11 protein-coding genes are annotated in these 12,577 nt (G+C 70.4%); 4 read left to right on the forward strand and 7 right to left on the reverse strand.

What is annotated here, in order from left to right; all coding sequences use genetic code 11:
* Window positions 1-580 precede the first annotated feature (580 nt).
* Together SAHL_RS09925 and SAHL_RS09930 are read right to left on the reverse strand one after the other, a co-directional pair.
* The gene (locus SAHL_RS09925) at window positions 581-1,234 is read right to left on the reverse strand and encodes a cation efflux transmembrane domain-containing protein (RefSeq protein ID WP_123591263.1); all 654 of its coding nucleotides are present in this window, start codon (window positions 1,232-1,234) and stop codon (window positions 581-583) included.
* Between the two features lie 55 nt (window positions 1,235-1,289).
* The gene (locus SAHL_RS09930; protein WP_123591264.1) at window positions 1,290-3,620 is read right to left on the reverse strand and encodes a bifunctional acetate--CoA ligase family protein/GNAT family N-acetyltransferase; all 2,331 of its coding nucleotides are present in this window, start codon (window positions 3,618-3,620) and stop codon (window positions 1,290-1,292) included.
* 113 nt (window positions 3,621-3,733) lie between these two features.
* On the opposite strand from SAHL_RS09930, the gene SAHL_RS09935 reads away from it, so the two are divergent.
* Window positions 3,734-4,258: an MOSC domain-containing protein gene (locus SAHL_RS09935; protein WP_123591265.1), complete on the forward strand. Its 525-nt coding sequence runs from the start codon at window positions 3,734-3,736 to the stop codon at window positions 4,256-4,258.
* 269 nt (window positions 4,259-4,527) lie between these two features.
* Window positions 4,528-5,313, forward strand: coding sequence for an EAL domain-containing protein (locus tag SAHL_RS09940; RefSeq protein WP_123591266.1), 786 nt, complete (start codon window positions 4,528-4,530; stop codon window positions 5,311-5,313).
* Here SAHL_RS09940 and SAHL_RS09945 read toward each other — a convergent pair.
* From SAHL_RS09945 to SAHL_RS09960, 4 genes are read right to left on the reverse strand one after another with little or no spacing between them, the layout of a single operon-like run.
* On the reverse strand, window positions 5,298-5,603 hold the full coding sequence (locus SAHL_RS09945; protein WP_123591267.1) for a hypothetical protein: 306 nt from the start codon (window positions 5,601-5,603) through the stop codon (window positions 5,298-5,300). The two genes, SAHL_RS09940 and SAHL_RS09945, sit on opposite strands and share 16 nt — an antisense overlap.
* Window positions 5,604-5,610: 7 nt before the next feature.
* On the reverse strand, window positions 5,611-6,345 hold the full coding sequence (locus SAHL_RS09950) for an ABC transporter ATP-binding protein (RefSeq protein WP_245968476.1): 735 nt from the start codon (window positions 6,343-6,345) through the stop codon (window positions 5,611-5,613).
* Complete coding sequence (locus SAHL_RS09955; RefSeq protein ID WP_123591290.1) at window positions 6,342-7,076, reverse strand: ABC transporter permease subunit; 735 nt, start codon at window positions 7,074-7,076, stop codon at window positions 6,342-6,344. The genes SAHL_RS09950 and SAHL_RS09955 overlap by 4 nt, the downstream gene beginning before the upstream one ends.
* Window positions 7,077-7,133: 57 nt before the next feature.
* Window positions 7,134-8,168, reverse strand: coding sequence for an ABC transporter substrate-binding protein (locus SAHL_RS09960; RefSeq protein WP_123591269.1), 1,035 nt, complete (start codon window positions 8,166-8,168; stop codon window positions 7,134-7,136).
* Window positions 8,169-8,450: 282 nt separating this feature from the next.
* On the opposite strand from SAHL_RS09960, the gene SAHL_RS09965 reads away from it, so the two are divergent.
* Both SAHL_RS09965 and SAHL_RS09970 read left to right on the forward strand, forming a co-directional pair.
* On the forward strand, window positions 8,451-9,374 hold the full coding sequence (locus tag SAHL_RS09965; RefSeq protein WP_123591270.1) for a recombination-associated protein RdgC: 924 nt from the start codon (window positions 8,451-8,453) through the stop codon (window positions 9,372-9,374).
* A gap of 13 nt (window positions 9,375-9,387) precedes the next feature.
* On the forward strand, window positions 9,388-9,957 hold the full coding sequence (locus SAHL_RS09970; protein ID WP_123591271.1) for a gamma-glutamylcyclotransferase: 570 nt from the start codon (window positions 9,388-9,390) through the stop codon (window positions 9,955-9,957).
* Between the two features lie 34 nt (window positions 9,958-9,991).
* Here the strand turns inward: SAHL_RS09970 and lon are convergent, their stop codons facing one another.
* Window positions 9,992-12,415: an endopeptidase La gene (lon, locus tag SAHL_RS09975; protein WP_123591291.1), complete on the reverse strand. Its 2,424-nt coding sequence runs from the start codon at window positions 12,413-12,415 to the stop codon at window positions 9,992-9,994.
* Window positions 12,416-12,577: the final 162 nt, after the last annotated feature.

Raw genomic sequence — 12,577 nt, forward strand, 5'->3', positions numbered from 1 at the left:
GGAAGCCGACGCTTTCCTGTGGTTTTTCGAACAAGCATTCGAACCTGCGACAGCGGACAAGTGAGGTTCGACGGTCCGCGTAGCGGACCGAACCGCGCCTTGGGCGCGGGCCCGAAGGGTGAGCGGCGCAGCCGCGAATAATCCTGCCCGGGGCACCACAGGAAAGGGTCGGCGGGAGCCGACGCTTTCCTGTGGTTTTTCGAACAAGCATTCGAACCTGCGACATTGGACAAGTCAGGTTCGACGGTCCGCGCAGCGGACCGAACCGCGCCTTGGGCGCGGGCCCGGAGGGTGATCGGCGCCGCCGCGAATAATCCTGCCCGGGGCACCAATCGACAGGGCCGGCCGCAGATCGTGGATTTCCAGTCATCCTCCGCACCGGCGGCGGACCGATGGCCCGGCGATGACCGCCGGCAGGAACGCGTCGGGCCGCAACATGCGCTCTTGTCGCATCGACTCGGCCCGGATTCGGCTGCTGTAGGCGAATGACCGTCGTTCGCGCTACACGGCCGTCCGGTGCTCGTCATCGGCCCGTGGCATGCCGGTTACGCTTGGCGCAGGCGGAAAGGCCGGCGGCCGATCAGCCGGAGCCGGGCGCGCGGCCGACATCGCGCGTGTCGCCGGCCTGGCGCCAGTGGGCGAGCGCGTCCGCGAGCACGCCGATCGACGACCGCAGGAAAACGGCCGCGATGACTCCGCCGATGATGATGTCCGGCCACACGCTGTGGGTGAGCGCGACCAGTCCGGCGGCGAGGATGACGCCGCTGTTGGCGATCAGGTCGTTGCGCGAGCAGATCCAGGCCGAACCCATGTTCACGTCGTCGCCGCGGTGGCGCGTGAGCAGGATCAGGCAGACGACGTTGCCGATCAGCGCCAGCGTGCCGGCGACTGCCATGATCGCGGAGACGGGCGCGGCGCCGTGAAACGCCTTGTAGAGCACGTCGGCGGCCACGATGAGGCCGAAGGCGAGCATGATGCTGCCCTTGAAGCCGGCCGCGCCGGCCTTGGCGCGGCCACCGCGATCGATCACGAACAGGCTCAGGGCATAAACCAGCGAATCGCCCAGCATGTCCAGCGAGTCGGCCAGCAGGGCGGTGGACTGTGCCAGCCAGCCCGCGGTGAATTCGCCGACGAACATGACGGCGTTGAGCGCGAGCACCGCCCAGAGCACGCGCGCCTGGTTACGCCGGAGCGCGGCGATGTCGGCGTCGTTTTCGTTGCAGCAGCAGGCCATGGTCACGGATTGTCGAGTGCAGCCCGATGCTACCAGCATTCCGGCGAGGCGCGGGTCAGGCGATGCGGCGGGTGTAGTCCGGTACCGGAATCTCGACGCGGACGCTGCCGGGGTCGTCGAGCGAGCGCCGCACCTTGAAGCCCAGATCGCGGGAGAGCGCGAGCATCGGCTTGTTCTGGGCGAGGACGTCGCCGTAGACGATGTCGATGCCGCGGGCGCCGGCCTGGCGGAGCAGGCAGTCGAGCAGATGGCGCCCGAGCCCGCGGCCGGTGTGGCTGCGGTGGACAAGAATCGCGAATTCGGCCTCGTGGCCGTCGGGGTCGGCGATGATGGTGCCCATGCCGGCGAGGGCCTCGGGGTCGTCGACGGTGCTCACCACCAGCGAGACCTCGCGGTCGTAGTCGACCTGGGTGATGCGCGCGGCCATGTCGTGCGAGAAATGGCGGATGTAGTTGAAGAACCGCAGTCGGATCTCCTCCGGACTGAGGCTTTCCAGCAGATCGAGCACGGCCGGCTCGTCGGAGGGCCGGATGGCGCGCACGATGTAACGCACGTCGCCCTTCAGCGTGACGATGTGACGCATGCGCGCCGGATAGGGCGACATCGCCAGCCGATCGCGTTCGGGCAGCGGGGTCTGGGTGAGTTCGATCAGGCTGTCGGTGGGCGCGTGCAGCCGGCCTTGGGCCCCGGCGGCCAGGCGCAGGTCGATGCGCGCGACCTGGGGCAGATCGGCCACGAGCTTGCCGATGCGCACCAGCGCCCGTGCCAGGGCGTCGACCGCGGCGCGCGGGCCCAGCAGGCGCCCGGCGCTGGCGGTCTCCAGCATGCGCCGCGCCAGCAGGGTGTCCAGCGGCGGAAAGCCGTATGCCGGGGCGAGGCCGACGCTTTCGTCGGCCTCGCTCAGCACCATGCCCAGCTCGGCGTGGCGGGTCGCGCGGATGTGGATCTGCAGCGCGGCCGGCGCTTCGGTCTGGCCGCTGATGCCGTAGGCGGTGAGCAGATGCAGGGTCTCGTCGGTGGACAGCCACTCCACGTTGTCGGCGGTCAGCAGGGCGAGACGCTCGCGCTGCCGATCCACGTCCGCGGTCACCGACGGGTCGGGCGGCGGTGTCGCCGTGAGCAGCTCCTGGGTGAAGCGGTACTGGGCGCGATAACGCACCGCGCGCACGGCCTCGTCGGCGGAGGCGAAGGTCGCCAGCCGGGCGAGCGCGCTGGCCCGCCGGGCCGGCTGTGCGGTGTGCAGACCGAGCCAGACCGTCATCAGCCGCGGGCTGATCTCGGCGTCGGCGATCGCCGCCACCATGGGTTCGTGCGGCTGCCCGGCGACCGGGCTGTGCACGAACAGCAGGGCGTCGGCGTTGTCGTCGGCGGCCGCGGCGCGCAGGGCCGCGAGCGTGGTCTCGACGTCGGCGCGGCCGAGGTCGATAGCCAGGCCGGTGTCGTTGGCGGTCGGTGCGGCCTTGGTGATGCGCTGACGCGGCCCGCTGTTCAAGCGCGCCGGCGTGAGCCCCTGGCGATACAGGGCGTCGGTGCCCAGGGCGCAGGCGCCGGCGCCGTTGCCCAGGACCGCGACGCGACTGTTGGTCACCGCGGGCAGCAGCTCGAGCGCGGCGAGGCCGTCGAACAGGCCGCCGAGATTCTCGCATTCGACCAGGCCGGCACGGGCGAAGGCGGCCGAGCGCGCCCGGTCCGGGCCCTGGGGGCCGCCCTCGACGGCGCGCCGCGTCTGCAGCACCAGCACGGGTTTGACGCGGGCGGCCGCGCGCGCCGCCGACATGAACTTGCGCGGCGACCGGATGCGTCCGATCTGGAGCACGACCGCGCGCGTCTGGGGGTCCAGCGCGGCGTAGTCGAGCAGGTCCGCGGCGTCGATGTCGGCCTCGGAGCCGGAGCAGGCCATCCAGGAGAATCCGATGTTGCGGCCCAGCGCCCAGTCCAGCGCGGCGGCGGCCAGCGACTGCGACTGGGTGATCAGCGCCACGCGGCCGGCGCGCGGTTCGAGCGCAAGAGTGCTGACGTTGAGCCCGGCCTTGGTGTCGAACACCCCCGCCGAGCGGCCGCCGAGCACGCGCAGGTTGTAGGGCCGCGCGGCCTGCAGCGCCCGGGTGGGCACGCGCTCCGCCGCGGCCCAGAGCAGCGCCCGGCAGCCCGCGGCGCCGAGCGCGTCCACGGTGCGGGGCTGGGCCCAGGCTTCGGACAGGATCACCGCGAGATCGAGGCCGTCGTCGTCCCCGGTGCCGGCCTTTGGCAGGTCGTAACGGAGCCGCTCGGCCGGCAGGCAGGCCTCGATGTTGGCCACGAGCTGGCGCTGGGCGTCGTCTTCCGGCGTACCCAGCACGGCCACGTCGCGACCGTGGAACAGCGCGTCGATGTTGCGCAGTGTCATGCCGGCCCGGCCATGGCGTGCGCTGCTGTGGACCCGTTCATCTGCGCATCACAGCAGGGTTGCCCCGCCGGCTCAAGCGCGCGCGCCGATCGTCGGCGCTAGCATGGAGGGGTATGCACGATATCGATACCGACCGGGAGCCGAAGGATGTCGGCCGACTGGTCGGCATTTTCATCGCCCCGCAGCGCGGCGCGCCGGTCGTGGCCCGCAACGCCGCCACGGCCGTGGTCGGCCGCGGACTGGCCGGGGATCGCTATTACCACGGCACCGGCACGTTCTCGGCGCGTGCCGGTCTGTTCGCCGGTGCGCGCGAGCTGTCGCTCATCGACGCCGCCGCGGTCGAGCGATGCAATGCGCGGCTGCGGGCGGCCGGTGAGCGTGAGGTGAGTGCGGGCGATCTGCGTCGCAATCTCGTCATCGCCGGGCTCGATCTGCGGGCGCACCGCGGCCGTACGCTGGTGATCGGCGCGGTACACGTCGTCGTGCGCTCGACCTGTCCACCCTGCGGCTATCTCGGACGTCGGCTGGGTGTCGATATGCGCAGCGCGCTGCGCGGCATCGGCGGCGTCCGCGCGGCCGTTGCGCGTGGCGGACGGCTGGCAGTGGGCATGCCGGTAAGCGGTCTCGACGACGGGTGAGGCGCCTCTAAGGACCCGTGCAGCACGCTGGCAGCCCAGATTGTATGGCGATGCATTCATCTTATGGGGCGGGAGCCGGTCTGGCCGGGAGGCGGAATATCGCCGCCCCTTGCGATGGTTCTCTGGGCTGATGGACTGGGTGCGGGCGTCCGTTCGGGCGTTATCGGCGACCGGCGCGCGTGGCCGCCGGTTTTTTCGTGTCACGTCGCTCACGGATCGCCGCGAACGGCCGATACCGCCTATGACGTCCACCACACCGCATTCATCCCATGGCCCGATGCCTGCGAACCGAGGACGAGGGTTGCCGACGTTGTGACGGCGCGCTCGATTTCGATTTCACCATGGCCTTCCAGCCGATCGTCGACGTGGCGAGCGGGGCGCCCTTTGCCTACGAGGCGCTCGTGCGCGGCATCGACGGCGAATCCGCCGGCGAGATTCTGTCGTGGGTCACGCCGGGCACGCTTTACAGGTTCGACCAGGCCTGTCGCGTGCGCGCGATCGAGATCGCCCACGGCCTGTCGTGCGGGCAGCTGCTGTCGATCAATTTCCTGCCCAACGCGGTCTATGAACCCGACGCCTGTATCCAGGCCACGCTGGACGTGGCGCAGACGCTGGGTTTCCCGCTCGATCGAATCATGTTCGAGGTCACCGAGACCGAGTACGTGCGCGATCGCCGCCATCTGCGCAATATCGTCGAAGCCTACAACGCGATGGGGTTCTCCACCGCCATCGACGACTTCGGCGGCGGCTACGCCAATCTCGATCTGCTGGTCGATCTGCATCCGGACGTGGTCAAGATCGACCGCCAGCTTATTCAAGATGTGTCCGAGTCGCCGCGGCGGCAGGCCATCCTCGAGAGTCTCGTGCCACTGGCCGAACGGCTGGGCATCGAGCTCGTGGCGGAGGGCGTGGAGACGCTGGGCGAGGCGCGCTGGCTGTACAGCCGCGGCATCGTGCTCCAGCAGGGCTATTTCCACGCCCGCCCGGCGGTCGAGGTGCTGCCCGGCCTGAATGCGACGCGACTGGCCGCGGTGCGCGATCAGGCCCGGACGTAGGCCCAGCCGGCCTGCTGCCGGCGCGCCAGATGCGTGATCGCCGCCGGCACCCGCAGCCACTCGGCGGGCGCGGTCAGGCCCTTGTTGCGCAGAGTGTTTTCGCAGACGCGCAGATAGGGGTCGGTGGCATGCGGAGCCCGGATCGCGGCGGCCACCGCGGCGGCGTTGATCACGATCTCGATCTCCGCGTCGGCGACGTCGGCCTGCAGGTTGGCCGCGTTGCTGCGGGCGCGGGCGAGTGACTCGGCGTCGGCGGCGTGGATGACCACGCGCAGGCGGTCGTCGTTCATGGGCGGCTCACAGATGGTCGGCCACGCGCACGGCGAAGGCCTGCAGGTCGGGATCGTTGCGCCGGTGCGGGCGCGCCGCCGGCACCGCTTCGTCGAAGACGATGTCCGCCGGCGCGCCGCGCAGCACGCAGACGCGGTCGGCGAGGTAGACGGCCTCGGCGATGTCGTGGGTGACGAACAGCACCGCCATGCGCAGTCGGCGCCAGATCTCCAGCAGCTCGTCCTGGAGACGCTGGCGGGTCAGGGCATCGACGGCCGAGAACGGCTCGTCCATGAGCAGCAGCCGCGGATGCACCGCCAGCGCACGGGCCAGACCCACGCGCTGGGCCTGGCCGCCCGACACGGCATGCGGCCAGCGCGGGCCGAAGTCGCGCATGCCGATCAGCGTGAGCACCTCGTCGATCCGCGCGCGTTTCTCGGCCCGCGACAGCCCCAGCCCGGCCAGGCCGTAGCCGACGTTGGCGCGGATGCGCCGCCAGGGCAGCAGGCGGGTATCCTGAAAGACGAAGGCCGTGTCGCGGGTGCCGCGCTCGGCGACCTGCGGCGAGGTCGTCCTGCCGCCACTCGGCCGGATCAGCCCGGAGACGTTGCGCAGCACGGTCGACTTGCCCACGCCGGAGCCGCCGACCAGTGCGACGAATTCGCCGGCGCCGATGGTGAAGTCCAGGCCTTCGAAAACCGGCGCCTCGGCGCCCGGAAAGCGATAGGCCAGGTCGCGGACCTCGAGCACCGGCGCACTCACGGGCGCCACCGCAGCAGCCGCTTCTCGATCAGCGCGAACAGGCCGTCGGAAAGCGTGTAGATCAGCGATATCGCCAGCATGTAGACGACCACCGCATCGTAGGCGCCCACGCCCGCGGCGGCGTTCATCTCCTGGCCCATGCCCGGCACGCCCAGCAGTTCGGCGGCGATCAGCGTCATCCAGGCCTGGCCGACGCCGGTGCGCATGCCCGAAAGAATCCCCGGCGCCGCGCCGGGCAGGGTGACGCTGCCGACACGCTTGATGAAGCCGCCGTGGCCGAAGGCGCGGGCCAGTTCGTAGTAGCGCGGGTCGACGTCGCGCACGCCGGCGGCGGTGGCGAAATAGTTGACCCAGAACACGCCGATCGAGATCACGAACGCCGCACCCGCATGGCTCACCTGGAACCAGGCGATGGCGAAGACGACCCATGCCAGCGGCGGAATCGGCCGCAGAATGCGCGCGAGCATGTAGTGGGCGTCGTCGAAGACCCTCGAGGTCGCCGACAGCAGGCCGACGCCGAAGCCGAGGACGGTGCCCACGCCCAGGCCCCAGACGTAGTGCACGAGGCTGGAGCCGACGGCCGGCAACAGGCGATCCCCGCGCCACTCGGCGAGCAGCGCGCCGGGGACCGCGAACGGGTCGGGCAGGGTGCCGCGGGGCGCCCAGTTGAACACGTAGGCGGCGTCCCAGAGGGCCACGAAGGCGGCCACGCCCAGCGCGCCGAGGCCGATGCGCAGCAGCGCCCGGCCGCCGCGCGCGTCACCGCTGTTCCCGCCGCCGGCCACCGGTCAGTCGTCGTCCGCGTCGGTGTCCAGCGCGTCGAAGAAACGCGTCTCGAAAAGGCCGTCGATGTCCAGGTCGGCCGCGAGCGTGCCCTGATCGGACTGGAAATCGCGCATGCGCCGGGTGCCGTCGATGATGCGGTTCGGGTCGGCGACGAAGTTGTCGTGCGAGCGCTCGATGGCACGCCGTACCACCGCCTCCGGCAGCCGGCCGCCGCCGACATACTCGGCGACGGCCGCGACCGCGGCGTCGTCGCCGGCGCGCAGTTTCTCGGTGGCCGCGGCGTGGGCGGCCACCAGCCGCTCGACCACCTCGGGATGGGCCTCGATGAAAGCTTCGCGCACGGCGACCACGGCGCCGGGCTGGCCGGGGAACATGCGCTCGCCGCCGGCGACCACGCGGGCGTCGTCGCGACGGTCCTGAACGATGGAGATCACCGGCTCGAGGATGGCGGCGCCGTCCACCGCCCCGGTCAGCAGCGACTGCTGGACCTGCGAGGCGCCCTGGGCGATCACGCGGATATCGTCGCGATCGACCTCGAGCCGGCGGTCGAGCCAGTAGTCGAGCACGGTCTGGGGCACCGAGCCGCGCGGGAAGGTCGAGATTTTCGCCGGGCGGCCGGTATCGTCGGCGAAGCGGGCGAACGCCGTGGCCGCCTCGCCGTCCTCGAAATAGGGCGCCAGTTCGCCGAGCGCGATGAAGCTGATCTGCTCGATGATGTTGGAGGCGACCACCTTGATGTCCGCCCCCTTGCCGCGCGCGACCATCGCCGGGCCGATGCCGAAATAGGCGATGTCGAGCTGGCCCGAGGCCAGGGCCTGCACCATGGCGGGCCCGTTCTGGAACGACACCGGGCGCGCGTCGATGCCGGCCTCAGCGATGGAGCCGTCCTCCAGGCCGACGAACAGCTGGGCGTCCGGCAGAATGGGCATGTAGCCGATCTCGGCGGCCACGTTCTCGCCGGCGTGGGCCGACGGGCCGGCGAGCGCGAACAGCGCGAGGGTGGCGATCAGTAGCGTCGACGGAACGAGTCGGGTCATGACGGGCGATGATGCGAGAATGATTAATGTTAGAGGCTGCGGGCGCCGGGCGCGGCGTTCAAAGAACGCTTGCGTCTTTGCTTATGTCGTCGCACCGCGGGCCGTCGGGAGCGCGCGATAGTGCCACAGCCGGCCCGTCGGCAACAGCTGCATCGGCCTCGCCGTCCGGCGTCTTGAGTTGGGCCGGACGGTTGGGTACTGTCCGCCGACGCACCCGCGCCCCGGGCCGCCGAATTCTTCCGGTCGCTCCCGCCTCGTCCGAAAACAACAGGTCGATCAGTTATGTGGATACGAAACCTCTGCGTCTTTCTGGGTTCCGAGCCCTTCGCCTGGAGCGCCGCCGAGCTGGAGACGAAGCTGACCGAGGCGCTCTGCCCGGAATGCGCCGCGCAGTCGACGGGCACCCACGGGTTCGTGCCGCCGGTCAAGGGCGATGTGGCGATGGTGCACGTCGTCGACGGTCTGGCGATCTGCCTGCATCAGGAGATCAGCCGCGTGCTCCCGGGTGCGGTCCTGGCCGCCGAGGTGGACGAACGCGTCGACCGCATCGAGGCCGGCGAGGGCCGCAAGGTCAGCCGCCGGGAACGCGCCGATATCCGCGATCAGGCCCATTTCGAGCTGCTGCCGCGGGCCTTCACCCGGGCGCGGCGTACGCCCGTGGTCATCGATCTGCACAACCATCAGGTCTGGGTCGATGCCAGTTCGGAGAAGCGCGCGGAGACCGTGGTGGGATCCCTGCGCGACGCGCTCGTCAGCCTGCCGGTCACGCGCCCGGCCGGCAACATCGCCCCGGCCGCCGAGATGAGCCTCTGGCTGGACGAGCCGGAGCGCCTGCCCGCGGGATTCGCGCCGGGCGATCGGGCCGCGCTGGAATCCACCGACGAGGCCCGCGCCAGCGTGCGCGTGACGGCGATGGACGTGCAGCGCGACGAGGTCCGAGCGCATCTGGCCGCCGGCATGCAGGTGGTGCGCTTGAACCTGGCGATGGACGACGCGATCGAGTTCGACCTGGACGAGAGCCTCGACCTCAAGCGCATCCGCGCGCTGGACGTCATCCAGGAGGATCTCGACGCGCTAGAGACCGAGGACGCCGTGGCCGAGCTGCAGGCCCGGGTCAGCATCCAGGCCCAGCCGCTGCGCGATCTGATCGCACGCCTCTACGGCCATTTCGGTGCGCTGTCCGCGGACGCCTCGCGAGCCGCCTAGGGCCGCAGCGGCGATGTCGTTCAACACTATCGAGGCCAATCGTCGGGCCGGACGCTTCGCCGACCGCGAGCAGCTGTGGCTGTTCGGCTACGGCTCGCTGATCTACAAGGCCGGCTTCGATTATCTCGAGCGGCGGCCGGCCTCGATCACCGGCTGGGTCCGGCGGTTCTGGCAGGGCTCGCACGATCACCGCGGCACGCCGGACGCGCCCGGCCGGGTGGCCACGCTCGTGCGGGCGCCGGGCGAGACCTGCCTCGGCATGGCCTATCGGGTCACGCCCGCGGTCTTCGAGCATCTCGATCATCGCGAGAAGAACGGCTATCTGCGCTTCGCCACGGAGATGACCTTCGCCGACGGCACCACCGACGAAGGCCTGGTGTATATCGCCACCGAGGACAACGCCGCCTTCGCGGGGCCGGCGCCGGTGGCGGCGATCGCGCGCCGGATCGCGGTCTCGGAAGGGCCGAGCGGGCCCAACCGCGACTATCTGCTGAATCTCGCCGCGGCCCTGCGCGAACTCGGCGCGACGGACGAGCACGTCTTCGCCCTCGAGGCCGAGCTGCGGGCCCTCGAGGACGGCTGACGACGCCCGCGCGGCCGCGACGCGCCCGGCCCGTTCAGTCGGCGGCCTCCAGCGCGATCTCCGCGGCCTGGTCGACATGCTCGATATAGCGGATGTCCAGCGCCTCGCGGACGTTGTCCGGGATGTCGTGCTCGTCCTTGGCGTTGCGCGCGGGCAGCATCACCGTGGTGATGCCGGCCTGGTGCGCGGCCAGCGTCTTTTCCTTGACGCCGCCGATGGGCAGCACCTGGCCACGCAGGCTGATCTCGCCGGTCATGGCGACGTCCGCACGCACCTTGCGCTCGGTCAGCAGTGAGACCAGCGCGGTGTAGAGAGCCACACCCGCACTGGGGCCGTCCTTCTTGATCGCGCCGGCGGGCACGTGGATGTGGATGTCGGACTTGTCGAGGCGTTCCTGCTCGATGTTCAGCTCGTCGGCGCGCGCCTTGACCAGGCTCAGCGCCGCCTGGGCGGATTCCTTCATCACGTCGCCGAGCTGGCCGGTGATGGTCAGCCGTCCGGAGCCCGGCGCGCGCGAGGCCTCGACGAACAGGATGTCGCCGCCGGCCGGCGTCCAGGCCAGCCCGGTCGCCACGCCGGCGGTGGCGGTGCGCAGGGCGACCTCGTTATCGACGCGCCGCGGGCCGAGGATATCGGCCAGGTCGTCGGCCTCGATGAGGCCCGGACCGGGCTTGCCTTCGGCGACCTGCACTGCGGCGTGGCGCACGATCGCGCCGATCTCGCGGTCCAGATTGCGCAGGCCGGCCTCGCGCGTGTAGTCGGTGATGAGCCGGTTGAGCGCCTCGTCCGAGATATCGCACTGCTCGCGGGCCAGGCCGGCCTGCTCGAGCTGACGCCCGACCAGATAGCGCCTGGCGATCTGCTGCTTCTCCTCGCGCGTGTAGCCCGGCACCTCGATGACCTCCATGCGGTCGCGCAGCGGGCCCGGAATCGAATCGAGCACGTTCGCGGTGGCGATGAACATCACCTTCGACAGGTCGAATGGCACGCCGAGATAGTGGTCGTTGAAGCTGTCGTTCTGCGACGGATCGAGCACCTCGAGCATGGCCGAGGCCGGGTCGCCGTGCGCGGAGGCGCCGAGCTTGTCCATCTCGTCGAGCATGAACACCGGGTTGCGGGTGCCGGCCTTGCGCAGATGGCTGATGATGGTGCCCGGCATGGCGCCGACATAGGTGCGCCGATGGCCGCGGATCTCGGACTCGTCGTGCACGCCGCCCAGCGAGGCGCGCACGAACTCGCGGTTCATCGCGCGCGCGATCGAGCGCCCCAGCGAGGTCTTGCCCACGCCCGGCGGGCCGACGAAGCACAGGATCGGCGCCTTGCCCTCCGGGTTGAGCTTGTGCACCGCCAGATGCTCGAGGATGCGACGCTTGATCTTGTCCAGGCCGTAGTGGTCGTCGTCCAGGATCGTGCGCGATTCGCCGATGTCGATGCGGTCCTCGGAGAGCTTGACCCAGGGCAGCTCGGCCATGAGTTCGAGATAGGTCCGCACCATCGAGTATTCGGCCGAGGCGTCCGACATGCGCTCGAGGCGCTTCAATTCGCGGTCGGTCTGCTGTCTGGCCTCCTCGGGCAGATGCGCCTCGTCGAGCTGCTCGCGCAGACGCTCGACTTCTTCCGCGACGGATTCGTCCTCGCCGAGCTCGCGCTGGATCGAGCGCATCTGTTCGCGCAGCATCGCCTTGCGCTGATGCTCGGACATGCGCTGCTGGGTCTGCTGGTTGATGTCCGCGGACAGCTGCATGACCTCCACGCGGTAGTCCAGGAACGACTGCACCAGTTCCAGCCGCGGCTCCAGTTCGACCGCTTCCAGAATCTGCTGTTTCTCCTTCGGCTTGAGGCCGAGATAGCCGGCGGTGGCGTCGGCCAGCAGAGCCGCGGAGGTGATCGACTGGATGGCCTGGGCCAGCTCGCGCGACGGCTGCGACATCAGCTCGATGGCTTCCAGCGCGCGGTTGCGCAGGTGGTTCATGCGGGCGTCGATGTGCTTGTCGCCCTCGGCCTCCGGTTCGTCGATCCAGTTCACACGGGCGGTCAGCCGGCCGTCATCGTCCTCGATGAACTCGCGCACGCGGAAGCGCGCCAGTCCCTGGCAGACCAGATGATGCTGGCCGTCCTGACCAGTGACGTAGCGGAGGATGTTCACGGCGGTGCCGACACGGTGGAGCGAGTCGCGGATGTCGCTGTCTTGGCCGTCCTCGTCGTTGGGGCTGGCCAGGAGCAGCCCCACCGGCTGTTCGCTGCGCATGGCGGACTGGGCGGCCTCGATGGAGGCCGGCGCGTTGAGCACCAGCGGCATCACCAGCTCCGGGAACAGCACGGTCTCGCGCATCGGCAGGATCGAGAGCGTCTCCGGACGCGGCGTGCCGCGGCCGCTATGGACCAGCGTCGTGCCGGTCGAGATCTCCGCCTCCGGGCGGCGTTCGGGTTCGTCCCGGGTTTCGATATCGTCGTTCATGGTCATGAATACAGTCGGTGTGGCTTTCGATCCGTCGCGGCGCCGTAATCGGACGCGGTCGCGCACGGCACGATCCGTGGGCTTTGCCCCGCCGCCGCCGGCGCGCCGCGTTCATCGGCCCGCGGCGTGTGCCTGGCGCGCGGCGCGGGTGGCGGTGAACAG

Source organism: Salinisphaera orenii subsp. halophila YIM 95161, from assembly GCF_003732545.1.
Taxonomy (GTDB): Bacteria; Pseudomonadota; Gammaproteobacteria; order Nevskiales; family Salinisphaeraceae; genus Salinisphaera; species Salinisphaera orenii_A.